The organism is Virgibacillus kimchii (assembly GCF_055379185.1).
The window spans coordinates 2,913,874-2,939,674 of record NZ_AP043951.1; the positions used below are offsets into that span (position 1 = coordinate 2,913,874).

The following is a 25,801-nucleotide window of genomic DNA, read 5'->3' on the forward strand; positions in this document are numbered from 1 at the left end:
CTAAGTAAAATTGTACTGTGTATCAACGTTAAAAGAGATTATTCGTTTCTTCAATGGCATTCATGAAAAAGAAATATAAATGTAAACCTGTAAACATTCAGTAAACATCCTGATTTTTGTATACATTTATGTAAACAATATTCTCAAAACGGTGAACACGTTACCACAGTACGAAGTAAACGCTTTTGTTTACATGTATACTCACATGTAAACATTTGTGTACAATTTCGTTTACATGTTTACCTGTGATGGTTATTAGTACGATTACTGACATGTAGAGAGGGGGAAGATGGAAAATTTCAAAAAACACAAAAAAGGACGATTCCCCATAGCTTGGGAATCGCCCCTTTAAATAATCTGATTACTATTGTTTTAAAACTCCGTCTGCCTCCGGAATATTAGCCACATCAATGGCATTCATTTTACAGAAGTATTCCAAAAAGCTTTCAGCTGCTTTGATTTCCGCTTCATCCGTTTTTAATGCAATAATATCTTTCAGGATTTGAGCGGTCCACACATTATCAAAATAACGATATTTACCAGACTTCCACGTCTTCCGATGCGGGTAAGCCTTATTAATATAATAATTCCAGAAAAGCATTTTTTCCGCTTCCTGATCCGTAAGCTTAATTTTGAATTCCGTATGAGCCGGGATCATGCCATCATCGCCAAGCTGGCCAGTAAACATTTCATTTACCATATAGAGACCGAGAATCTGTCTTTCCGTTTCAGGTTGATCAGGTGCTTTTGCGGTCAACAGGGCTGCGCTATTCAGACGCAATCGGGCCGGACTGTTGGGCTCGCCTGCATTTTTTCCGCTTTGAATCTTACCTGTAGACACTCGCCACTCATTAAAAACATTTTGTTGCTCTTCTTCATCCAGCCAAAAGACTATTTGAGAGCTTTCATGGATTTTATGGTTTTTCATTTTTTCCCTGAGCTGCTGCTCAAGTGCCAACTGTTCTCTTTCTTCTTCCTGTTTCTTTTCTCGCGCTTCTTTTTCCTTCTTCCTTTGAGAAACAACTTTCTTCAAAGAATTTGCCGTGTCCTGGTCCTTCAGTGTGATAAATTTTCCAAAAGCATCCGGGTAAACAAATTTTTTGGTACCCTCTTTGAAATCAATGGTGATGAAAGATTCATCCTGATCCACGATATCTCCTTTACCAAAAACTTCATGCGTTATTTCTTCTTTTAGTAAATTCATTAACACACTCTCCTTATTTGTAGCAAGGCGTTTATTTTCACCCTGTCATTGACTAAACATCCGTCTCCAACAATGTTACTAAGGGAACAAAACACGGTAACCAAAATAAAAAACCGCACTTCAATTCTTTTAGAAGAAATTGCGCACGATCACCGAATGTTTTCTCCGTATTATTATGATTCTAAATATAGATTATCATACATCTTAAAAAAATGCAATATTTTCGTTGACAAGTTATAATTAACCATTGTATAATATTTTGTTTATATTAATTTTATGTATATGCAAAGGATATTCACCATTAGACAAGCGATTCTTACCAAACACAAACAAAAGACGAATTTTCACACATTTGTCATAATTGCGTTGGTTATTTACCTTCTTTTTATATTATACTTATAGTTGAAATAGTATGACGAAGGAAGGGATAAAGTTATGCTTGGACAACAAAGAAGTATGGAAGAACTGATTGAACAAAATAAACAGGCTTTGCTCGAAGACAGTGAGGCGCTGGACGAAATCGAGCGAAAACTTGAAGAAAAACATTCAAAGGAAATGTAATATTACAGCTCAGCAGACATTGGATCTGCTGAGCTTTGTTATTTATCTGATTTGTAAAATTTTCTGCGATGGAGACTACTATGTTCAAGGACCCGCATTAAGTTAATCGGGTGCCTGGCCGTGCAGGGGCAGGCACCTCCTGCTTACTTTAATTGCTTACCCACATAATTCTGCATGGATTCGGGAAGCAACCGATAAAACAGCCCTTTATATTTCAAATCAAGCAGGCCGGCGATGGAAACAGTAAAAAACACAAACAGTAAAATGGTGTTTTTATTAGACATTACGATTCTCCTATCATTATAAATTGTTGAATGTAAACTATCACGCTGCAAAACTCTTTCAGGTTCAAATTTATGAAACGGGCAAAGAACATAACAATTTTCTTTTTTAGTTTACGTAGTATAGATAATGATTCAGATTGTAAAGCACCTACACACCATAGGATACGCTCTTTTTTTACCAGGCTGGAAGATATTTGCTAAATCCCCATCAATTCCCGCAATTCCTCTTCATTCCTGATTAAATCTTTTACTGTGTATTCATCAAGTACGCTGAAAAAGGCGTGCAATGCTTTATTTAACGCATGCTTTAATGTGCATGCGGGTGTAATGACACAATGGTTGGTTTCTTGATCAAAGCACTCCAGCAGATTTAAATCACTTTCCAGCCGCCGGACAAGCAATCCGACATTAATTTCCTCTGGTGGCTTGGCTAAACGGATTCCCCCGTTTCTCCCGCGTACGGTTTCCAATAATCCCATCTTATTTAATTCAAATACAATTTTCCCCAAATGATGCGAGGATATATGAAACACCTCTGAAATCTCCTTAATACTGGAGAGCTCCCCATCCGGTTTCGTCCCTGTGAATATAAGTACACGCAAGGCATAATCCGTATATTTTTTTAATTGCATTGTTCTTCTCCTTAAGATTATTACTTCAAATAATTGTAACATATAACGGGTTTTCACTATTGATACAGTGATAATAGTCATTTACAATTAAAGATGTATACGAAATACATGTTTAAAATAACAAGGAGTGCTATGTAATGACAACACAAACAACTCATGTACTTGATCAGGAAACAAGAGATATTGTGAAATCAACTGTGCCTGTATTGGAAGAACATGGTACTGCAATTACAAAAAGCTTTTACCGTCAAATGTTTAATGATCATCCTGAATTAAAAAACATCTTCAATCAAACAAATCAGCGCAAAGGCGACCAGCCGAAAGCACTGGCCAACACGGTTTACGCTGCAGCATTGCACATCGATAACTTAGAAGCTATTTTACCTGTCGTAAAACAAATTGCGGAAAAACATAGAAGCCTGAATATCAAACCTGAACATTACCCGATTGTCGGCAAGTATTTATTAATGGGAATCAAAGATGTTCTCGGTGATGCCGCAACAGATGATATTATGAATGCCTGGGAAAAAGCTTATGGCGCCATTGCGGATGTATTTATTTCCGTGGAAGCAAACATGTACAAAGCAGTGGAAAACACACCCGGCGGCTGGGTGGACTTCCGTAACTTCAGAGTGGCCAAAAAAGTGGTGGAAAGTGATGTTATCACCTCCTTCTATTTAGAGCCCGCAGATGGCGGTGTATTCCCGCTTTATGAGCCCGGTCAATATATTACTGTAAAAGCTGAAATCGAAGGAGAACCTCATCATCATTTGAGACAATACAGCTTATCACAGGCGCCAGGTGGAGAATACTACCGGATTAGTGTAAAACGGGAAGAAGGAAATGGAGAGTTCCCGGAAGGTGTCGTGTCCAACTTCCTGCATGATCACATATATGAAGGCAGCATTTTGCCAATCAGCGCGCCAGGCGGCGACTTTTTCCTTGATCAAAAAGACAATCGCCCACTCGTATTAATGAGCGGCGGTGTTGGTTTAACTCCAATGATGAGTATGCTGGAGACAGTGATTAAAACACAGCCGGAACGTGAAGTCATATATATTCATGCTGCCAGATCAGAGAAATACCATGCGATGAAAGAACGCGTGGAGGAAATTTGCAGGGAACATACGAATGTAACAAGTTACATCGTTTACGATAGTCCTGCCGAAGGAGAACAGTGTGATAAAACAGGTCACATTGACTATGACTGGCTGCAATCCATTATACCGACAAATGACGCCGCATTTTATTTCTGTGGACCAAAAGGATTCATGCGTGCAGCATATCAGAACTTAAGAAAATTGGATGTAGCAGATACAGATATTCATTATGAAGTATTTGGACCTGCTGAAGATATGAGTGCGTAGGATCTACACATGTCGAAGAGGACAGGCCTTCTGTCCTCTTATTTATATTATGTGGCCGTAGCCGGACATCCAAATCAAGATACAGTCAGACAGCACGTCAATTAGAGGAATACTAACCTCCTGCATTCTCTACAACCCCCCAGGCAGTTCCTCATAACAAAACCACCAATCCAAACAGTCGATTTCACTCTTTTCTGCCTGTTCTACACGTTCTCTGGCTTTCATCACAGTGTTGGCCGGCGGTAAAATGACCTGATCACCCAGCAACTCATTATTCGGCCAATTAGCCGGCATGGCAACACCATAAGCATCAGCAGTTTGCAGCCCCTTTAGGATCCTCAGTAATTCATTTGTATTGCGGCCCAATTCATTTGGATAAGTAAGCATAAGTCGAATATAACCGGCTGGATCAACAAAAAATACGGACCGGACCGTTCGTGTTACCCCTTCCGCCGGTATCATACCCAGACGGCGGGATACCACTCCCAGCTCATCGGCTATTATAGGGAATTGTATACTGACACCAATTTTCTGCTGAATCCACTCGACCCATTTCATATGGGCAAATGCTGTATCAATCGATAGTCCGATAAGTTCACAATTCAGCTGTTGAAATGCAGCTTGATTCTTTGCAAAAGAAATAAACTCTGTCGTACATACTGGTGTAAAGTCACCCGGATGACTGAATAACATAAACCATCGCCCTTCGTAATCGGACGGCAAACTTATATTTCCAAGCGTAGAGTGCGCATTTATGGATGGAAAGCGATCCCCGATTCGCGGCACATTTTCCTTTTCATGATGATGTATCATAAATTTTCCTCCTTTTACCACTATATATATTCGCCTATATTTATTCTCGTGAAAATATGGTTAATAAGTAAAGTGGACAAGCCCGCCATCCTCGGGACTTTCCTCCCATTTTGCTGTCCAACTGTAGTAAATCCTCCGGGCCTCCCGTATAATTCATGTGGAACTTTTATACGGAAAATGAAGGGAGACGAAGAATGTGGTGAAAAAGTACATGGCCGGGGTTGCACTCATCATCTGTTTATTTTTAGCAGCATGTGCAGAGCCGGGCCCTGCAGAGATTCTTGAAGAAGCAAACCAAGCGCAGCAGGAGCTGACTTCAGTGGAAGTGGAATTTGAAGAAACGGACGGAGGGGAAACAGTTACCGGAAATGCCATTTTTGATTTTGATAACAATGTGGACTACTACAGGATGAACGAACCGGGTTTTGCCCTCTATAAAAGTAATGATGACTTTCTGATTGAATATGATGACGGAATAGTAGCAGATGCGATTGCAGAAACCGGAGCGGATGCAAATGAAGTGGAAAGCGCCTTAGACAGGCAATTTAGATTTATGAAAGGTCCACTTGTCTTCTTTGGAGAACTGAATGAGAACCTGTATGAAAAATTTGATTGGGAAGAGCAGGAAGATTACTATGTCTTTACATACAACGGTGAGGAAGCAGACATAGACGAGATTGGCAGGGGTTTTGTAGAGCCATCCATCGACTCCCTGTCTAATTTCTTGGGAAGCAATATTGAACTTTCCAATATTCACATTGATAATTATGTATTAGAAATCATTATTGATAAAGAAACAAATCTGATTCAGCATGTGGAACAGGATATAAGCTATTCTATCGAAGAACATGACTTTTCCCAGGATGAAAGCTATGTTTATACCTATACAAATTACAATGAAACCGAAGAAGTGGCATTACCGGCTGTAACCATGGAAGAAGATACTGCTGAAGATCCTGACAACAGCACTGACACTGATGTCCCCGGGCAGATTTCAATAAGTGATGAAGAGCGGGAAACCTTGGAAACGGAAGCAGCCGCTTATCTTGATGCGCTGATTCAGGCGACTGTCTTTCAGAATGCCGAAGAATTTATCAACCGGGCACCGGACAATTATCCGGAAGAGGAAAAAGTATCCGAGGCTGAAATGCAACGGGACTTTTTCAAGGAAATATACATCCAGAATACCCAGCAAAATATGGCGGGTGCCAATGTAACAGAGGAAGAAATCATAGATTTAGCAGACGCATTTATACATGCATTATCCACGACGGAGTATGAAATAACCGGTGCAGATGCCCAGTCGGCAGAAAATATTACGGTCACCGTTTCAGTGGAAGGTTTCAGTGATACGTCCGTGTATCTCGAAACAGAACAGGAACTGATCGCGCTTTATGAAGAAGGCGAAATTGCAGATGATGAACTTGATTCCAAGAACCTTGAATTATTAACCGAAAAATATTATGACATTGATGAACTCCTTGACCCTATAGAAGTCGAAGTCCACGTCATGCTGGACGGCGCCGGCACCTATACGGTCCTCATGCAGGATCAATATTTAGCAGGGTTTGTACAGTAAAAGATAGAATGGCTCCCGAACAGATATTGCTGGCGGGAGCTTTTTGTATCATTCAATGGTTACATTAAAATCAGCATACGTCCAATAAGCCCAAAATTCTGTAGTATATCCTTATGTTAAGTGTCTCGGATGAATGAATAACGTAACCTTCGTCCTATCTACTCCGAGAGTAAACATATTCTTCAAGTTTACTGTGGGTAGCGATAGTTGAAATTGATCCAAAATTGCGGGGAGTTTCGTTATCAAGTTCCTATGGTTTATTACTGAGAAATGAAAGAATTTGAAGCAATTGTTATTGGAAAAGCTCGAACTAAACAACCTGGTTATAGATTATCTGCGAAATATGTCGAACGAATCTTGTAAAAAAGTGGTAGTACATGCTTAACAAATATAGTAAAATAGCACTACATCAAGAGTGAAAAGGCAATTCTTCCGAAAGGTTGATACGCAAAGCTGCAGACCTAAGGGTTATATTATACTCCTATGGTGGCTGGGCTGCCTCAATTGGGGGTTAATTGACATGGTAAAACAAGAAAATTCAGTGGAAATTAGGCATCTTGATGAAGAATGGGTTGAATTAATAAAAATGGCAAAAAACAGTGGACTTACCAAACTGGAAGTCCGACACCTTCTTTATAACTTTACATATGTGAAATGGATAATGTTTAACGAAAAAGGAACATAGTATAACGATTTTTGGGACAGCTGAGAATTCAAGTGCGTAAGAGTGAATATAAAGTTGCCGATGAGGACAATTTTCTGTCCTCTTTTTTATTTTTGAGAATATGAACTAAAATGCAATAAGTCCTACATCGAATACTTTATTAACAAGCAACCTCCCGCCCTTCATGGTCCGAGAGGTTGCCGAAAGTCAATTACACATCAGGGCACTTACTTTAGCCGATTCAAAAACAATGAAGCCTGCTCATCCTGTTCTTCTTCTACATTTATAAATAATCTGCCATCTGCCAGCTCCGTTGCTTCATTTCCTGCCTGATCTACTCCCTTAACCTGAATTTGCGCTCCGGCTGCCGTCAAGTTTGTCGGCACGGTCCAGTAACCTACATATTTACCGTTTTCTATTTCCATCATCGGCAATTCTATCGGCCCCGGTCCGGATATCTGCGAAAAACTTTCTGCCAGTGGCAAGTAAATTTGGAAGGTTGACCGAAGACCCGGTTCACTGTCAAATGTGATTTTGACACTTTCACCGGTAGAGAGATAAATATTTTCTTCCGGTGTTACATTTTCAATCACCGGCCCCTCTTCTTCCTCCTCTGTTTCCACGAAAACTGTCACATGATTATGGGCAAAGTTTCCAGCTGCATCATATGCAGTCACTTCGATTGTCTGCTCTCCTGGCCCCAGCGATATTTCCCTGGAGTAATGCCCACTGTCGTCCACATCAGCTTCCATTCCTTCCACTTCAACCCTGTCAAGATGCTGATCCTCCACTGTCCCTTCTACCATTACGAATGTTTCTGTAAGGGTCTCTCCCTCTTCAGGGCTCTCTATACGAAGCTCAGGTGCCAGCGTATCCAGTACCACAGATACTACATTGGATTCCGCCACGGGCTCATCATCAACAAATGTGATGGCCTGCAATTCGTTTGCCCCTTCTTCCAATGTGGCATTAATGGAAAACTCCCCATTTTCATCTGCAATGCCTGTTCCGACCGTATTACTGTCACTTGTAATGTGAACAGCTGTATTTGGGTTTCCCGTTCCCTCTACGACGATCTCTTCTTCATTGGTAATAAGCCCATCCTCAGGAGCAGTAATTTCTGGAGCCACATACTCCGGCTCTTCGCCGTAATCCACATTTGCACGAATCATAAAGTTGCCTGAACCGCCATCCGATTTGGTCCATTGTCCACCTGCATACTGCCAGCTTCGATCAGCATAATTATTGGATTCTCCATCTGCAACAAATCCCGGAATATACGGATAATCGTCTGCCTGCAGATAGACAATATAAAAATCATCTTCGACCACAACACCTAAATGCGTCAAATCAACTTCTGTCCACGTATCTAAATCACGAACTGCTGTCGCCTCTACCGGACCGGCCAGTTTATTTCCGGGTGCACCATTTTCCCCATTGGCATCATAAACAGCAATCATTATGTCCGTCCCGCCAGGTTGTGGTACATGATCCGCCCAAAACTGCAATTTGGCGCCGGTAAGCATGGCGGAAGATCCCCCTTCCTCCAGAGACATTCTCACAGCAAATCCGCTTCCTTTTTTGCTGAACGCAAGATTTCTCGCATAGGATCCACTGTCATATGCTATTTCTGAGTCTCCCGCTTCATAGAAAGGTTCCAGTGTAATATCCAGCTGTAAATCTTCTCCTTCTACAACGGTGATCTCTTCCGTTTTAGCGTAATAACCATCGGCATATGCTTTTAACGAATAGGTTCCCTCGATGGCTTCAAGTTGGTATGTTCCATCTTCATTGGTAGAAATGCGACCGCTGTTTTCATCTTCCAGTAAAAAGACTGTCGCGTCTTCAATCTCCTGTCCCATGGTGCTTTCTACCGTTCCGGAAATAGATTGCCTTGGTAAAGGAGTCATTTGGATTTCCGGTGAGATGGTTTCTTTTTCTGTAAGTGAGACGGCTACAGTCTCCTGTTCGTACCCATAAGCATCTACGTGCAGCGTATATTCACCTGGTTTATGGTGGACAGCAAAACTGCCATCTCTTAAATCTGTTTCGGTCTCCCAACCGGTCTCTTCAACCTTAATTGTTGCCTCAACAGGTATAATTCCTTCATTGAATGCTTCATTTCCTTCTCTTGTGTTTTCCGATTCCTTCTCCACTCCATTAAATTCCAACATCGGCTGTAATTTATCATTCACTTGTTCTTCCGGTATGTTCAACGTTGCGTTTTCATCATATACTTGATTTGCAATGCTCACTCCCGAACTATCGTTGACCACCTTAACATCATCTATATACCAGCCGTCATTTTCATTGGAGGAGGACTCCAGGTTAAATGCAATATAGACTTGCTCTCCTGCATAATCCGATAAATCCAATCCTATTTCATGCCAGCGTGTATTCTCCTGTCTCACTTGATATAAAGGATCCCAGCTCTCTCCATCAGTTGAAACGAAAACTGTACCTGTATCTTGTCCAAGTAATGTTAATTTGTACCAGTTTTTAAACCGGAGAACAGTGTCTTCTTCAACAAATACAGGTGGCATCATCAGCGTCATGTCTGCATCCATGGCATAAAGCCCTCGCAAATTGGTACCTGCTACTTTTTCCCCGGAAGGCGCGCCATCCGGACCGTATGTCGGGATACCCCATTCCCAGCTATTGTTTCTGCCAAAAGAGTACCAGCCGTCGGGATATCCTTCAAAATCTTCAATATATCCCTCGCCCACACCCTCTTCAATACTCACGGTATAAACATCGGTTACTGTTTCGTTTCCATTAAAATCATGGATGGACCACCTATAATCCAACGTGTCTCCAATAATCTCATCTTTGGGAACTACTGCTTCATACACCCCATCCAGATGGTCACCTTCTACCGCTTCAGCTTCGAAGGATTTTTCCGTACCGTTATCCAGTGTTAGAGTTAATGTCACTTCATTGACACTTACATTGTCACTTGCCCTGATTAGAAATTCCTCATCTTTATTCTTATACAGGGATTCTCTGGGATCATGCTCATAGGTTGGAGCCTCATCATCTATACCCGGGGCGGTCACCTGCCCATCAATAGTGCCAATGCCTTCTTGTACTGCTTCAACTGCAGCTGCAGCATCAAGCAGTCCATACCCATATCCATTATTTGGGGAATCCGGGTAATCCTCATCGGTCCGTTCAGCTGCTGTTAATTTTAATACATCTTCTATCTGCTCAATGGTCAGATCGGGATCCACTTCCAACATCAGCGAGATTGTAGCCGCCACATGCGGGGCAGCCATAGATGTTCCATTGTTTTCTGTATAGGAATCATCTCTAGTAGAGGAGCGAATATTAACACCCGGGGCTGCCAGGTCAGGTTTAAGGACTCCCATTTCAGAAGGTCCTCTCAAGGAAAATTCCGCCAGTATATCGTCTTCATCGGTAGCTCCAACAGCAATGGATTCTTCATAATTTCCAGGCGCAGCAGCGGAACCGGGCACAGGATCATCAAATAATCCAGCATTCCCTACAGAAAATACAGGAACAATTCCTGCAGCACGCCAGGCTTGTACCATAGGAAGAAACCAGTCATTATTTACTGGTCTGCCTCCCCAAGAATTATTCACGATATCGGGTGCTTTGTCCGGATGAGGTACACCATATTCATCCGTCGGGGCAAGCACCCACTCAGCCGCTTCCAAGATATGGTGATCGTAGCCTGAACCCCCATAAAATGCACGTACCGCGATCCATTCGGCACCGGGGGCTACGCCTATCTGATTTGCCCCATCTTCTTCCTGACCAACCATAGTACCCATCGTATGCGTACCGTGGCCATCCGAATCCATCGGACTATTCGCTCCAAGTACTGCGTCATGCCAGTTAAACTCATGGGAGGCATTATCAGGATCATCCGGATCGAACCCACGATACTGTCTTTTTAGAGCCGGATGCTGCCAGGACACTCCGCTGTCGAGGTTGGCGATGACAACTCCTTCTCCGGTAACATCGTCTTCCCACACTTCCGGAGCACCAACACGATCAATGTTCCATTCAATACCACTGTTTTCAAAGGATTTATTCTCAATCGGTGTCAGCTTTTCATTTTTGTCCAATATAACAGACTTAACTTCCGGACGACTCGCAATTTCATGTGCTGTTTTTTCCGTGCCGGTCACCGCTAAAGCATTCACAATATAAAAGCTTTGATAATCCTTGATACTGCCGTGGTTGTCCAAATAGGAAATAATGTTCTTTTGTGTCATTTCGGCATTATTTTGTAATTCGGATACGACAGCTTCCTGGACACGTCCCTTTGTTTCATCCGCTGATAGGGATTGCTTTGCAGCGCTGTCTTTTGCATGTTGAGCAATCTCCTCCGTATCAGTCTGTTCCTTCAGTATTACGATAAAAGGTACGTGTTCTTCCTTCTCAAAAGCCTCCAGTAAGGCTGCATCCACTTTAGTATCGCCCTGTTTTTGCTGATGCTTACCTGCTGTGGTCGAATCTTTTGCAAGGCTACCAGCCGGGAAAACTAATGATAACGTCATTAATAGAACAAGAAAAATGGAAAGATTTTTCTCCCATTTTTTCTTATGTATTTTTTTCATCCGTAAATTTCTCCTCTCCTGCTATTTAACCGCTGCAAACAGTTGAATCTAACCTCCCTTCCCTGTAGTTGTTATGACAACGGATACATCTGTACACTAGCAGGTGGGATTTATAGATTCCATCGAATATTGTCGTTTCCTTTTCATTTATAAAAAATTAATAGAAAGGTACTATATAAAACGATCTTTACAACAAATCAAAATAACTATATTTCTATTAAACACAGGATAGAAGTTGCAAAACTTTTGGCACTCCACTTGTTCAACCGAATGCGCATCAGTAAAAAAAGTGGGTTTTCAAACCACTCCCTGGTTACCCATCTTCTTTTCCCCCGCAAACCTGCACCCCCATTTCTATATAAGGTATATTATGAGATTTGTATCTTTAATACAACTTTTGTAAAATAATGTAACTTGTTGTTAATAATATTTTAACGTTTTCGTTATAGTATAACCTTGAATAAAATGTTAAATTCAAGTTGGCCTTGTAAAAAATACCAAAACTAAATTTTCCTAATTTTTAAAGAAAGGGGGTAGCTAGTTTTATAGTCTTTAAACCACTTTTCAATTCACAGGGCCACAATCTAAAGGAGGCTGAAAGCTTGAAGAAATTTTTTCTAATTTTCACAGTAATCATTATAACCATGGGAACTTCGTCGGTTGCTTTAGCCAATGATGATCATACATCAAAGAATGATCAGAAGCATAGCTTTGAAAATCAGATGATCATATCGATTGAGTCGGAAAATTCCATTGAAAAGTCACCTGCAGGCATCATGAATAACAGTAATAATTTAGCAAATTTAGGTTTTCAAGTTGTAGACTCTGTATTCGATGAGGACTCAACTACATGGCAAGCTGAAGAAAATCAGCAATTAAAGAAACTAATGGTAAAAGAAATGGGTTGGGTTTACCTGGTAGAATACAATGCATCAGATTACAAGTCATTTGAAGAAGCTGAATCTGCATTACAAAAAGCACTTAAAGATGAAGGATTGAAAGTGAGGCATATCTCGCAAAATGAAGAGGTATACACGACTGAGAGCACGGTAATGAACAATGTGGCTGCAGATCTTCACCCGGAGCAGGCATGGCACTATGAAATGGTTAATGCACCTGAAGCCTGGGATACAACAAATGGTTCCAGTGACGTAAGGGTCGCTGTACTCGACACAGGTATCGACCACAACCACCAAAGCCTTCGTGATTTGGTAAGGACTGATCTCGGAGGGAACTTTGTCGGTGGGAGTTCAACAATGGATTACCAAGGGCATGGTACGCATGTTGCCGGAACAGTAGCCAGTTATGGTTCTGTTTCAGGTGTTATGCAGGAGGCAACACTCATCCCGGTAAAAGTATTGGGCGATGATGGAAGCGGTTCCATTTTCGGAATTATTGAGGGTGTGCTTCATTCCGTGAGCGTTGACGCAGATGTCATTAATATGTCTTTAGGTGGAGGCGGCTATAACCAGAGTTTTGATGATGCTGTACAGACAGCTGTGAACGCTGGTACAATTGTCGTCGCAGCATCAGGGAATGAGTATCAGAGCAGCATCTCTTACCCGGCTGCATATGAAAGTGTCATTGCAGTAGGTTCAGTAACCTCCAATAAAAGCAGATCTCCTTTCTCCAATTATGGAAATGGACTGGATTTAATGGCCCCTGGCTCAAATATTTACAGTACGGTACCGAATAATGGTTATAATAGTTTGTCAGGAACTTCCATGGCATCTCCGCATGTGGCAGGAGTGGCCGGTTTATTGCGCGCAGCCGATCCTGATGCTTCTGTAGCAGAAGTACGCGACGCCATGAACAACACTGCCGAAGAAGTGGGTAGTGCTTTTGAATATGGAAACGGTATCGTTGATGCATATGCAGCTATACAGCAGATGACAGATGGCGATGACGGTGATAACGGTGATGGTGGTGATGGTGGTGATGGTGATCCACCGCAAGCACCTGAGTGGCAAGCATACACATTTTATGCTGCTGGTGATGAAGTGACTTACAATGGACAAGTATATGTTTGCAACTATTCACACCTATCTTTCCCTGGATGGGAACCGCCGAATGATCCGCTGTATTGGAGTCCGAGGTAATAGTAACTCCCCTAACTTTGCAGGGTTCGGGGAAACTATTATATGGGAATAGGGACAAGGGCACTGCCTTTGTCCCTATCTTTATTTGTTGAGCTAACCGAAAGGACCAGGTGAATCGTAAATGATTATAATTTACTCGCTCTTCTCTGTTTTATTAGTCTATTCTTTCAAGAATTTGCCTTTTAGAATGCGAAATGCCACAAATGGACTTGGCCAGGTGATTGTCATGTACTTCTAATTCTCCTTAAACATTCATCACAATCCCACTTTCCCAACATAAAATGAAGTGAAAAAGGATGAGAAAAATGCCTATTACCCTACCTGTAGATATACAGACACTCAAGATTGGTGATGACACCAATAAAACAGTATATTACCCTCAAGTTTCCCTCAAAGATCATCACAGCCTGCAGCATTCAATTAACCAGGACATCACTCTGAAAACCCAGCAGTTAATTGACCTGCAAACAGCCGACGCACCATCAACACTCGTAGAAATGATTGGTTATTATGAAGTTAAAAACAACCAACGTGATGTACTGAGCTTCACTTTTTCCAACTACGCATACCATTACCAGGCCGCCCACGGAATGACCTATATCAACTCCTTAACATATGACCTGCAAAAACAAAAAGCTTGTACACTGGAGGATTTATTTAAACCGAACAGCAATTATGTGGAAAGACTCTCCCAAATAATTCAGGAACAAATTAATCAGCGTGATGTCCCGGTGATTAATGAATTTGAGGGAATTGCACCGAATCAGGACTACTACATTGCAGACAGAACGCTGGTCATTTATTTTCAGCTATATGAACTGGCTCCCTATGCATTTGGTTTTCCAATGTTCCCCATTTCCGTTTACGCTATACAGGATATTATTAATGAAGATGGTCCACTTGCCAGACTGGCAGTGAATAATTGAATGCTTGAACTACAAATAATTAATTTCATTTCAATAAAAATTAATTTAATAATACGTATTCAATTTATCTCGGTTTAACCATTCGTAAGACTCCTTAGGAATTAATATTGCTAAACCACTCCACCCTGTACCAATCACCTACAACGTAACATCAATAATAACCACACAGTCACTAAAAGTGTTACAATACAATTAACTTAAAAAAACCAAAGGAGCAATTATATGCCTAAAATAGTAGACCATAATCAAAGAAAGGATAAAATTGTTAAAGCAACGTTTGATGTTATTTACAATTATGGTTTTGAAAAAACGACATTACGGGAAATTGCCAAAAAAGCTGGGTTATCATTAGGTTCCGTTCAACATTTCTTTCCAAAGCAAAAGGATATATATACGTACGCCATGGACGTCGTTTTCCAAAGGTTTGAACAAAGAATGCAAAAAGTAGAACAAATAGATGAAGATGTTTTTTATAATGCCGTCCATATGGCAAAACAGATTGTCCAAGTTCATACAGACGTAGAAAGAATGGAAAATGATATATGGGTGAAATTTACCCTGATGGCTACGATGAACCCGGAATACCAGGAGCTTAAAGAAAATTATCGAAAAATAAACTTAAATTTTGCAAAGAACATTATAAGCACACTTTATGATAATGGATACCTTTCAAGGAACATAAATATTGAGGAAAAAGCGCATTCGTTGATTATATTCATCACTGGGTTGACGTTTGAGTCTGTAATTTATCCTCAACTATACAACCATGAAGTGGTTGAACAAAAAGTAAGAGAATATTTAACAAACATTTGTAAGGAAACCAGTTGAATTAAGAAGAACAGGGATTCGCAAATCAATATATAATTAACCCCCACCTCACCCACCATCCTCTAACGATTCCGCCAAACTTCAATTGATTAAAGCTGCTCATGCAGTGAGTACAGCGATCAAAGCGTACCCTGTTCTTATTTTGTAAGCATATAGTATTGTCTTGAAATAAACATTGGAACGATTGAAAGTTTCATAAAAAATCAATCCTTCAGGTTACTGAAACCAGGATTGATGAGAACTCGCTAATTAACTTTTTTCTCCCTTACATTAAAAAACATCCACCCTTTCTACATCGATTCCCATTATAACTAACAGAATCCGATGGAAATCGCAACAAGCCTGGCCGCCATGTATATGCTATGGCTAAAGTAATGTTGTCGGGCAGATGTATTACAAATGCTAAAGCCTCGTCTATATTAATTCTTACTAAAACCAATTCAATGGCTCGGGCTTCAAATTACGGAAAACATGCTTTATTTCCTGATATTCTTCAAGGCCTGTCTTGCCAAGCTCACGGCCAATACCGGATTGCTTGTAACCTCCCCATGGTGCTTGTGGAAAGTAAAGATTCACATCATTGATCCAGACCGTGCCCATGCGCATTTTAGCTACACACCGCTCGGCTTTTGCAATGTCATTGGTAAAAATCCCGCCGGAAAGTCCGTAAATAGAGTCATTAGCCAGCTGAACAGCCTCCGCTTCGGTCGTGAATTTTTCCACAGTAATGACCGGACCGAACCCTTCATCTTGTACCACACACATATCTGTCGTGCAATCTGTTAAGACCGTTGGCAGGTAGAAAAAGCCGTTTTGTAATTCAGGATCTTCAGGGATCCCGCCGCCCACAGCAACAGTCGCTCCTTCATGTTTCCCTTTTTCTACATAATCAATTACTTTATTTAAATGCTCCTTTGAAATAAGCGGTCCCATTTGCGTGGATTCATCAAAACCACTGCCAAGTCGAATGTTTTTTGTTCGCTCGACCAATGCCTCAACGAATTGATCGTGAATACTTTCTTCCACAATCAATCGTGTACCTGCCGAACAAACTTGGCCCGCATGGAAAAACACGGCATTCATGGCCTGATCCACTGCTGTTTCGAAATCAGCATCAGCAAAGATCACATTTGGGTTTTTTCCACCCAGCTCAAGTGCCAGTTTCTTCACATTGGAGCTGGCAGCTTTCATAATTTTCTTCCCTGTTTCAAGTCCGCCAGTGAATGAAACCAGATCAACATCATCATTCGAAGCCATTTCTTCCCCAACGGAATGGCCAGGACCAAGCACTAAATTAACTACACCTTTAGGTACACCAGCTTCTTCCATTAATTCAAATACTTTAATCGATGTCAGTGGTGTAATCTCACTTGGCTTCATAACAAGTGTATTGCCTGCTGTAAGTGCAGGTGCCAGCTTCCAGGATGCCTGCAGTAATGGGTAATTCCATGGTGTAATTTGCGCACATACACCAACAGGCTCACGAACAATTTTACTGGTTGAGTTTGGGATTGGTGAGGTGATAATCTCCCCATCAGCTTCTTTATCGACCATTTTCGCATAATACCGGAAAACAGCCGCAATATCATCCATATCTATCAGGCTTTCCGCAAGAGTTTTACCTGTATCAAGTGATTCTAGATCAGCCAGTTCTCCCCGGTCACGTTCGATCAAATCAGCAATTTTATGAACCACTTTGCCCCGCTCAATGGCTGGGATGGCAGACCAATCACTCTCATTAAAAGCTTTTCGCGCTGCGGCAATTGCATTCTTTGCCTCACCTTTATCACCTTCTGAAACAGTTGCGATAATTTCCTGGTTGTAGGGATTGATTATATCACGGACATTGCCGGAACTTGACTCAATCCATTCACCATTGATGTACATTTTTTTCATTTCCAAAGCAAACACTCTCTTCCTCGTATTTTAATTGACATAGTATGGAACAGATGGATAGGCAGGCAAGTCGGTGGAATTTTCGTTGTATAAGTGGTGAAACCTTAATTGTAATGCTTGCTATCCATCCATCTTATTTTAATTGTTTAACCACTCCGGGTTATCATCAAGCCATTCTTGGGCTACTTCTTCAGCATCTGCCCCGTTATCGATTTCAGTAATCATATCTGCCATATCATCAATGCTTATTGTCCAATCCTCTAGAAGTTCATAGGCTTCAGGCGCTTTTTCTTTTACATCTTGATGAACAATAGGGTGAACCGAACTTCCATTAAAAAATTCCGGATGCTCTTCATTCGTCAGTATTTTTAAGCCCATATCATTAAACATGGAGTGGGGATCCCAGCCATATAATAAAATCGGTTCATTTTGATCTGTACTTGCTTTGGCTGCAGCAAGCATCGCTCCCTCTGAAGAATTCACTAATTCAACATCAAGCTCATAAGCATCTATAAGTTCCTGCAATTCGTCCATGGCAGGGTCACCATCTTCAATTGCAATAACCTCATTATTCACCATATCTTCTTTGCCAATTAAATCTGAAACATCATTGATGTCCTCCATATAATTTGGCACGACCATTCCAGCATTTGCATCTTCATAAATTGGTGCAAGTTGTTCAATGGTATCAGAGTATTCCTCCAAGTATTGTGTCTGTTGTGGATACCAAGAGTCCATATAAATATCTATTTCTCCATTTGCCAGGCCGGCATAAATAACGCCGATATCTGCTTCTTCTACTTCAATGCTATAACCTCTATCTTCCAGTATATCTATAATAATTTCGGTTGGTGGGACCGTACTTGTCCAAGTTGTTAAACCCACGACTAATTCCTGTTCTTCTTGATTTACTTCACCATTTACTTCTTCATTTTCATCTCCATTTTCGACTGCTCCACATCCGTACAATCCTAATAGTAAGACTGTTATCATCACCATTATTTTCTTCATTACAAAACCCAATCCTTTCAATTTGTTAGAAATAATAATTCAAACTTATCATGTGTAAAAATTACTCAGGCCATTGCTGGCTATCATAGAATAATAATAATCATCTCTGATTCATTTGCACCATTAAACTTTAACTTTATGAAAATTAATTCTTCACCATCATGAAGCCAATCGATATCAGGCGTAAATTACATCGTTTATTTATCTTTCCAGTAATCTTCTCCTACTTCTTCGAGCCATTGAATAATATAATCATTACCTATTCGGGAGACACCTAATTCTTCGATATAATAGAGACATTCATCCAAATTTTCAGGGTTACCGGAAGCTTTGATCTTGATTCTGTCGCCTACAATATCACGCATTGCTTTTACGTTATCGAATCCCGCATTATCATAAGGCTCTACCATTTCATCGGTATAACCAGCTTCTCCAGTCCCGTCATATCCCACAGCAAATCCTGTAGCGTTTTTCACATAATCGGCTCCGGAATCAATCACCAATTCACATGCTTTGGCTAACTCTTCCCTGTCTTTAAGGTGAGGTGTCTCAATGATCACTTTAACAGCACAGTCACTTCTTCTTTTTTTAGCTGCTTCAACAATTTGTTTTAGCTCACCCAGCACATAGTCATAGTCACCATCTTTAAAGCGAGCGATGTTCATTACAAGGTCCAATTCGTTAGCACCATGGTCAATTGCTGCCAAAGCATCAACAATTTTGGCCTCAGTCGTTTCAAAGCCCATCGGAAACCCGACTACACCGCTAATATTTGCTTTATCACCTATAATATTTTTGGCTACGGCAACGTCCGTCGGATAACAGCATAGACCAGCAAAACCGTATTTAATCACTTCGTTGCTTCGTTTTTCTATTGATTCCTTACTTCTGTTTTGCCATAGAATAGAATGATCTATTGTCTTGCAAAACTCCGCTTTATTCATATTTAATCATCCTTCTTGTTCATTTCTTGGCTGCCAAGCTTTTGATTTAATACATTTAAATGTGTTTTGGGGGATAATTTCGAAGGTATTCTTGAATAAATATTATTGTAATACAGTTGACTTAAAAAAACAAGAGAGTCGTTTTTTACTTTAAAAATAAATAAATCCAATGAATGGAAACAAACATTTACAATAAATCTACTTTTATTCCTTTATGTTTAAGTAATTTAACACATCACTTCTGTATTTTTAATATAAAAAAAGAACTCTAAATTTGGTTAGAGTTCAATGGGACTAATACTTTCAAAAACTTCTTGCTCACAATCTATTAACTCTGTATCTCCCTCAAATACAGCATTCACAGCGTACTCCTTCATACTTCGCTGGTCAGTAAATCAAGATTAGCAGGAAAAATTAACTATGGTTTTCCACCCTCTTTTTCCTCAACCATCCTACAACCACATCCACAAAAATTAAAACTATACCAAGAATAAGCGCATAATCGGCTAAATTGGGCACCGCATCACGAAAGGAAAAATGAATAAAATCGGTTACCTGATTGAATAAAATACGATCAATGGCATTTCCAATTGCACCGCCGACATACATCGCAATCCCTGTTTGCAACAGCCTTCCATGAATATAACCTTTCTGCAGTGCATAAATACATACCAGCGTAATGATAAAGGCAACGGGGATGAACAGACGGCCATATCCTTCAAATAAACCGAAAGCAGCACCGCTGTTTTGAATGTGGGTAAAATTTAACACGCCTTCCCAAATGACCAACGACTCGCCCACTTCCAGCTGTGCACGGATCCAATACTTCGAAACCTGATCAATGAAAATGACGAGAAGAACAACTCGATAAAAAAGGATAAACATCACTCTTTCTTTGCTGACATGATTGACACGTTTTGCCCTGCGATCAGCACGACCAGTATCCTGCCTGCTTCCGGCATGAATACAGTTTGTATTTTTTCAAGGCTGCCTCAACAACTCCTTTATCAATTTACATTTATGCGCTCTAACCCATCTATACCAAAAGCCGCTTCCACTTGATCACAATACCGGTTATGAAAAATATTAAAAAAGTGGCTGAATCGTTCCACTGTGTTTTCTGCTGTAAAATAAAACACACCAACTTCCGATTCATTATGTCCACTCCGGTCAGTCGTTTTTTTACCCGGTTCAATGTAGATTTCCGGAGTTTCATTCTTCATTTCTGTTAGGACATCATCAAAAATCCGCGTTAGTTCATGCAGCCGCTCCAATTTATTTTGCTTTAATGTTTCCATACTATAGTCCCTGTCTCTTCGTCTCGCCACATCCTTTAAATTGCTGTACTGACGGAGGGATAAATAAAAGCCTTTTTTCTTTTTATCTATACGGTAAAATAACCTGTCCGGCAAAGGGGATTTATGACTCCCTTTTTTAAAGGAATAATGGACCCATGGCCTCCCATAACTGTTTCCTCTACTAATAGGTACATGGCCAAATATAGACTTGATCGCTTCCACCTGACCGAATGGCGTCTGTAAACTTTCTTCCAGGCGCTCTAAATCAGGGCTGTAAATGTTTTGCAAAACCGCTTTTTCTCCATCGAATTTTTCTTTTATATATTGGTAGTAATCATGAAAAATATCACTATTCGTTACATCCAGGTATGGACGCATAAAATTAAGGATAGCTTCTTTATCAAAGCTTTTTACGGGATAATTTTTATCACATAATGCTTTTAGCTTTAATTCTTCGTCATCAAAAATAAAGCCGGTTTTATAATAAATTGCCAGAATCACCTTGTCGGGGTTTTTCTCCTTCCTCTGGTCAAAATAACGCTTTATTTGATTGGAGTGCATCGTCGTGTTTGTTTTATCTTCAATGATCAGTTCGAATTCCTGCTCATCAATCCTGAATTTCACCAGCACATCGATGGAGTTAACTTGGTTTGCCACATCGTCTATCATCATACGTCCGAGGTCTTCTATATGATATTGATGTTTTTCCAGCATGGCATTCAGCAGCGATAATCCATAGCTGCGCATTTGCTTATTTTCATACTGCCGCCCCCAGGACAAACTCCAGCAAATAAATGCATCCTGCGATAATTCTCCAGTAGCGAAGGTAAAGATATTTGGTTTAATCATAGCGGTCCCCTTGATTTTTTATTCTAAGATTATTATCTACCGTCACAGTTTACTTTTTCAAACATTTACTCCACCCAACAATCAAAAGCATGGTTAGACGGATTCCCCGCAAAAAACCTACATGAGGTATAGCACTACCTTTCTATCAAATGAATAATTTCCTAAAAACTTTTAAATCAAACTAAAAAGATAGGAATTATCTACTTACCATGCTATTATAGATAATTAGTAGAATATATGGATTAAAGGAAGTGTACAAAATGGCCTTATCAACCAGAATTTTTGTGGCATTAGGTGCCGGTGTATTATTTGGTGGTTTGCTGAACCTGCTTGCGCCGGGCTGGGTGGAGCCACTTGATGAATATGTATTACAGCCTGTAGGGGACGTATTTTTACGTGCCATTCAATTAATTGTGGTGCCGCTCGTCTTTGCAGCCTTGATTATGGGTATCACACAGTTAAGGGGGACCGGCTATATTGCCAGGTATAGCACGAAGTTAATGAGCCTGTATGTGGGGACATCAGCCATGGCCATCATCCTTGGCCTTGTGGTTGCTTTTATCGTCCGTCCCGGTGACAATGCAGATGCGATTACAACGGGAGACACAGCAGCCGCTGATGAAGGGTATTCCCTGGTGGAATGGCTTGTAAGCATTGTGCCTTCCAACCCGTTTGAAGCGTTGGCATCGGGAAATCTTTTGCAGGTCATTGTCATTGCGGCTCTCGTAGGTACGGCAATTAACCTGCTGAAGGATGAGCAAACCCGGCCATTCTACAATGTCGTGGAAAGTATGTACGAGATTGTGCAGAAAATCCTGCAGCTTGTGTTGAAAATTGCACCGTACGGGGTTTTTGCCTTAATTACCTCTGTAGTGGCCACACAGGGCTTTGGCATTATCGGCAACCTGGCCGTGTATATACTCGGCTTGATTTTAGCCATCATGATTATGGTCGGATTATATATTTTAATCCTATTTATCGCTGGTGTGAAACTAAAGACTTTTTTCCGGGGATTCGGTTCGGCGCTGACACTGGCCTTCGGTACGGCAAGCTCCAATGCAGCGCTGCCTCTGGCACTCAATGGCGCTAAAAAAGCCGAACTGCAAAGCGAATTATCCGGTTTCGCCATTCCATTCGGCACCGCGCTGAAAAGAGATGGCGCGGGAATTTTACAAGGATTCAATGCGATTTTCGTAGCGCAATTATTTGGCGTGGATATTACGGTTGAACTTGTGCTCGCCGTATTCCTGAGCGCATTGCTCGTCTCGTTTAGTACAGCCGGTGTGCCTGGTGCGGGGATCATCATGATGACCACGGTGCTTTCTGCAGCAAACCTGCCGTTGGAAGGTATTGCGATTGTAGCCGGGATCGACCGGGTAACGGAAGGTTTCCGCACCTTGTTGAACGTGTTTGGCAACACAGCAAATGCGAGTTTGTTGCAGCAGTGGGAGAACCGACGGGATAGGAAAATGCAGAAAGGGTAAGGAATGGTAAAACATAGATTTTTATAGATGATCACAAGCCAGCATGGTATATGTGCATAATCAGCGTCAAATAATTTCACTTCGAAACAGGTGGGATTATTTGATGCTTTTTCTTTTTGATGTGAATTTACACGCGAAAGTTCAATAGTTGTAGTTCTCCAAAAACGATGCCTTCTTATCCAAGTGCCAGATAGAACTTGATAAGAAGGCAGATTTTTTTACTCAAGAGTCGAACTCTTGTATAAGCCTTTTTAACATTTTCATAAATTAACGGAAATCTAAAACCCATGAAATGTTTTAGTGTATCAGTTATTCTCCGCATTCGTCTCTGTAATGCCATTAACCAATATTCACCTGGTTCATCATCTTCTTTAAAGTACCAATGACACTTACAGCAGCAAGGTAACTCGTATTTTTATTCGTTGGCAGGGCTTTATTCCTGATTTCAAAGGATGCTGTTCCAAAATCGCCATCAACCTGGATGGAATGAATATTTTCATTTATAGTCGGATCAGCTATCAATGTCACGTTTGTTTGCTTAAAGCCAATTCCCGCCAGCGCAAGCGCAATGGATACATTTATATTTTTAGGGTATTGCTTGATGGCTTCCGCCGCATTGCCTTTAAATACAGCCTCAGCCTCATCGATAGATTTGTTCGTTAATGTATGGGCCGGCTTCCGTGTAACCAGGGATACAGTATCGATAATTCCCACAGCAGCAACATTTTCAATGAGATCAAGCCCTCCAATCGCCCCCGAAGGCAAATAAAGTTTATGACCATTTACTTCCATCATCTCTTTTATTTCATTAAGAAACTTCTCTTCCGCCAAAGCACCAATACTAATAACTACAGTGTCTTTTCGTATTACTATTTTTGGCAGCATTTCTCTCGCCGCTTGGACATTTGCTGCTTCCACAACAACATCAATATTCGAGTCCAAAAAATTATCCAGGTTTGTATACAGCCTTATATCATATTGTTCCTGTAAATGTTGGTACTTTTCCAGATTACGAACATAAATACTTGTGATTCGGATATCTTTATCTTTTTTACTATTTAGCTCTTCAAGTAAGTATGTTCCAATGGCTCCTGCACCTATTAAACCTACTTCCATTTTTCATCCTCCAAATTTTAATGATTTTCAAGCTTTGAATTGTATGTTACAGCGGGGTCCACAGAGGGTTGAGTATCATGAACTTCATAATGTATTACTATCCTATCATATTTAGGTAATCAACTATATGGAAAGAGAACTTGTCATTGGGGAATAAAATTTGATGCTTCTCCTGTCCAAACAGATGGGTGGAAAATACAAGCCGTCATTGGTGAACAGTAGTGATATGAAACTCTCATATTATAATGAATAGATCTGCGCTCCTGGACAATTTTACCTCTATTTCCTTGTGAAAGGGCTGAGAGAATGCTTCTCATGGACATTTTCACCCTATTTCCCAGGCGAGAAGGCCGAGAGAAGCGCTCTCAGAGACATTCATCCCTCATTTACCATATATTTGTCATTTTGTCACAAAAGATAGTCATCATGTTCAGGACTACATAAGTTAAAACATTTGTAATTTGGAGTTTATCGCTATCAATCGTACAGTACATACAGAATAATTACGACGTGAGCAATTCACTAAACAAACCAATATATTATGGTATATTTGATAATACAATAAAAATTTACCGCCTCATCAATGTATAAGATACACCGATGAATTTTAATAAATACGGTCATGATACAAAGTAGCGAGGACAGGAGGGCTGAAATATGTCAGTAAAGAATAAGATGCAAGCCGCTGTATATAATCAGTATGGAGATACGGATGTGATTGAATTAAGGGAAGTACCTATTCCTGAAGTCGGTCCGGAGGAAGTATTAATTAAAGTTGCTGCAACATCTTATAACCCTTTGGATGCTGTCATTCGACGTGGAGATTTTCAGAAAGTGATTTCACCGGAATTTCCTTTTATTCCCCATAGCGATGTGGCTGGAGTTATAGAAAAAGTGGGCGAATCGGTGGGAACATTTAAAGAAGGCCAGAAAGTCTATACCTTCCTGAACATCGCAAAGAATGGTGCAGCTGCGGAATCTGTCGTTACGAAGGCAAAACACCTTGCTTTCGCACCAACAAAAATCCCGCTACAGGATGCTGGTGCTATACCGCTCGCAGCCTTAACAGCCTGGCAGGCCTTATTTGGTCTTGGAAAGCTGGAACAAGGGCAAAAGGTACTGATTACAGCAGCTGCTGGGGGGGTTGGTTCATTTGCCGTTCAATTTGCAAAGTGGAAGGGTGCCCATGTCATCGGTAGTGCCTCCGAGCAAAGTTTTCCGAAACTGAAAGAGCTGGGCATTGACCAGATCATTGATTATAAAAAGACGGCCATTCCAGATGCGCTGGATGAAAAGGTGGACTTGATTTTCAACCTTTCCCCTGCTGATACTGAGGAAGTGAATTCATGGCTTACTCTGTTAAATCAAGGAGGTATGCTCGTTTCTGCTACTTCTCCAGCTGACCAGGAGCTTGCGGAGGAATTGGGTGTCACAGCGAAAAGAATGGGTGTTCGAAGCAATGCCGAGGAATTAAAGCAAATTACCCAATTGGTGGACGAGGGTGTTGTATCTCCATTCATCAGCGAGCGTTTTCCGTTGTCAGAACTGAAAACAGTCCATGATCTCGCTGGTAAAACCCGCGGAAAAGTATTGATTGAAGTAGATACGTCTATCTAAATTTCTTTTGTAAATCCCCCTTTTTTGGGGGATTTTTCAAGAT

General features: G+C 40.8%; 20 protein-coding genes and 1 riboswitch. Of the genes, 9 read left to right on the forward strand and 11 right to left on the reverse strand.

From position 1 onward, the window contains the following. Positions 1 to 364: 364 nt before the first annotated feature. Positions 365 to 1,204, reverse strand: a complete 840-nt coding sequence (locus ACZ42C_RS13950; protein WP_461182171.1) for a malate synthase — start codon at positions 1,202 to 1,204, stop codon at positions 365 to 367. A gap of 435 nt (positions 1,205 to 1,639) precedes the next feature. On the opposite strand from ACZ42C_RS13950, the gene ACZ42C_RS13955 reads away from it, so the two are divergent. Next, positions 1,640 to 1,765 (forward strand): FbpB family small basic protein, encoded by a 126-nt coding sequence (locus tag ACZ42C_RS13955; RefSeq protein WP_461182170.1) that lies wholly within the window; start codon positions 1,640 to 1,642, stop codon positions 1,763 to 1,765. Positions 1,766 to 1,908: 143 nt separating this feature from the next. Here the strand turns inward: ACZ42C_RS13955 and ACZ42C_RS13960 are convergent, their stop codons facing one another. Both ACZ42C_RS13960 and ACZ42C_RS13965 read right to left on the reverse strand, forming a co-directional pair. Further along, positions 1,909 to 2,049 carry a hypothetical protein gene (locus tag ACZ42C_RS13960; protein WP_461182169.1) on the reverse strand — a complete coding sequence of 47 codons (141 nt, stop codon included), beginning with the start codon at positions 2,047 to 2,049 and terminating at the stop codon, positions 1,909 to 1,911. A gap of 197 nt (positions 2,050 to 2,246) precedes the next feature. Next, positions 2,247 to 2,681, reverse strand: a complete 435-nt coding sequence (locus ACZ42C_RS13965) for an Rrf2 family transcriptional regulator (RefSeq protein ID WP_461182168.1) — start codon at positions 2,679 to 2,681, stop codon at positions 2,247 to 2,249. 137 nt (positions 2,682 to 2,818) lie between these two features. On the opposite strand from ACZ42C_RS13965, the gene hmpA reads away from it, so the two are divergent. Then, entirely contained in the window at positions 2,819 to 4,048 is a 1,230-nt protein-coding gene (gene hmpA, locus ACZ42C_RS13970; RefSeq protein ID WP_461182167.1) for an NO-inducible flavohemoprotein, read from the forward strand. Positions 4,049 to 4,177: 129 nt separating this feature from the next. On the opposite strand, the gene ACZ42C_RS13975 is transcribed toward hmpA, so the two are convergent. After that, complete coding sequence (locus ACZ42C_RS13975) at positions 4,178 to 4,861, reverse strand: peroxiredoxin (protein ID WP_461182166.1); 684 nt, start codon at positions 4,859 to 4,861, stop codon at positions 4,178 to 4,180. 196 nt (positions 4,862 to 5,057) lie between these two features. On the opposite strand from ACZ42C_RS13975, the gene ACZ42C_RS13980 reads away from it, so the two are divergent. Then, positions 5,058 to 6,440: a DUF6612 family protein gene (locus ACZ42C_RS13980; RefSeq protein WP_461182165.1), complete on the forward strand. Its 1,383-nt coding sequence runs from the start codon at positions 5,058 to 5,060 to the stop codon at positions 6,438 to 6,440. Between the two features lie 412 nt (positions 6,441 to 6,852). Continuing rightward, a riboswitch (cyclic di-GMP riboswitch) is annotated at positions 6,853 to 6,943 on the forward strand. A gap of 17 nt (positions 6,944 to 6,960) precedes the next feature. Then, positions 6,961 to 7,125: an anti-repressor SinI family protein gene (locus tag ACZ42C_RS13985; protein WP_461182164.1), complete on the forward strand. Its 165-nt coding sequence runs from the start codon at positions 6,961 to 6,963 to the stop codon at positions 7,123 to 7,125. A 206-nt stretch (positions 7,126 to 7,331) separates the two neighbouring features. On the opposite strand, the gene ACZ42C_RS13990 is transcribed toward ACZ42C_RS13985, so the two are convergent. Further along, positions 7,332 to 11,690 (reverse strand): S8 family serine peptidase, encoded by a 4,359-nt coding sequence (locus ACZ42C_RS13990; RefSeq protein WP_461182163.1) that lies wholly within the window; start codon positions 11,688 to 11,690, stop codon positions 7,332 to 7,334. A 602-nt stretch (positions 11,691 to 12,292) separates the two neighbouring features. Between ACZ42C_RS13990 and ACZ42C_RS13995 the strand changes: the two genes are divergently transcribed. From ACZ42C_RS13995 to ACZ42C_RS14005, 3 genes are all read left to right on the forward strand, one after another. Next, positions 12,293 to 13,789, forward strand: coding sequence for a S8 family serine peptidase (locus ACZ42C_RS13995; protein WP_461182162.1), 1,497 nt, complete (start codon positions 12,293 to 12,295; stop codon positions 13,787 to 13,789). A gap of 305 nt (positions 13,790 to 14,094) precedes the next feature. Next, the gene (locus ACZ42C_RS14000; RefSeq protein WP_461182161.1) at positions 14,095 to 14,715 is read left to right on the forward strand and encodes a DUF3298 and DUF4163 domain-containing protein; all 621 of its coding nucleotides are present in this window, start codon (positions 14,095 to 14,097) and stop codon (positions 14,713 to 14,715) included. Between the two features lie 222 nt (positions 14,716 to 14,937). After that, positions 14,938 to 15,543, forward strand: a complete 606-nt coding sequence (locus ACZ42C_RS14005; protein ID WP_461182160.1) for a TetR/AcrR family transcriptional regulator — start codon at positions 14,938 to 14,940, stop codon at positions 15,541 to 15,543. A gap of 429 nt (positions 15,544 to 15,972) precedes the next feature. Here the strand turns inward: ACZ42C_RS14005 and betB are convergent, their stop codons facing one another. The 5 genes from betB to ACZ42C_RS14030 all read right to left on the reverse strand — a co-directional run bounded on the left by betB (position 15,973) and on the right by ACZ42C_RS14030 (position 21,541). Next, complete coding sequence (gene betB, locus ACZ42C_RS14010) at positions 15,973 to 17,439, reverse strand: betaine-aldehyde dehydrogenase (protein ID WP_461182176.1); 1,467 nt, start codon at positions 17,437 to 17,439, stop codon at positions 15,973 to 15,975. Between the two features lie 138 nt (positions 17,440 to 17,577). Continuing rightward, positions 17,578 to 18,450 carry a glycine betaine ABC transporter substrate-binding protein gene (locus ACZ42C_RS14015; protein WP_461182159.1) on the reverse strand — a complete coding sequence of 291 codons (873 nt, stop codon included), beginning with the start codon at positions 18,448 to 18,450 and terminating at the stop codon, positions 17,578 to 17,580. A gap of 197 nt (positions 18,451 to 18,647) precedes the next feature. Beyond that, positions 18,648 to 19,394 carry a deoxyribose-phosphate aldolase gene (gene deoC / locus ACZ42C_RS14020; protein ID WP_461182158.1) on the reverse strand — a complete coding sequence of 249 codons (747 nt, stop codon included), beginning with the start codon at positions 19,392 to 19,394 and terminating at the stop codon, positions 18,648 to 18,650. Positions 19,395 to 19,808: 414 nt separating this feature from the next. Next, complete coding sequence (lspA, locus tag ACZ42C_RS14025; protein ID WP_461182157.1) at positions 19,809 to 20,279, reverse strand: signal peptidase II; 471 nt, start codon at positions 20,277 to 20,279, stop codon at positions 19,809 to 19,811. A 122-nt stretch (positions 20,280 to 20,401) separates the two neighbouring features. Next, positions 20,402 to 21,541 carry a hypothetical protein gene (locus ACZ42C_RS14030; RefSeq protein WP_461182156.1) on the reverse strand — a complete coding sequence of 380 codons (1,140 nt, stop codon included), beginning with the start codon at positions 21,539 to 21,541 and terminating at the stop codon, positions 20,402 to 20,404. A gap of 260 nt (positions 21,542 to 21,801) precedes the next feature. Between ACZ42C_RS14030 and ACZ42C_RS14035 the strand changes: the two genes are divergently transcribed. Beyond that, positions 21,802 to 23,025 (forward strand): dicarboxylate/amino acid:cation symporter, encoded by a 1,224-nt coding sequence (locus ACZ42C_RS14035; protein ID WP_461182155.1) that lies wholly within the window; start codon positions 21,802 to 21,804, stop codon positions 23,023 to 23,025. Positions 23,026 to 23,364: 339 nt separating this feature from the next. Here ACZ42C_RS14035 and nadX read toward each other — a convergent pair whose 3' ends face one another. Next, on the reverse strand, positions 23,365 to 24,141 hold the full coding sequence (gene nadX, locus ACZ42C_RS14040; RefSeq protein ID WP_461182154.1) for an aspartate dehydrogenase: 777 nt from the start codon (positions 24,139 to 24,141) through the stop codon (positions 23,365 to 23,367). A 657-nt stretch (positions 24,142 to 24,798) separates the two neighbouring features. Between nadX and ACZ42C_RS14045 the strand changes: the two genes are divergently transcribed. Further along, positions 24,799 to 25,758 (forward strand): NADP-dependent oxidoreductase, encoded by a 960-nt coding sequence (locus ACZ42C_RS14045; RefSeq protein ID WP_461182153.1) that lies wholly within the window; start codon positions 24,799 to 24,801, stop codon positions 25,756 to 25,758. The last annotated feature ends 43 nt before the right edge of the window (positions 25,759 to 25,801 follow it).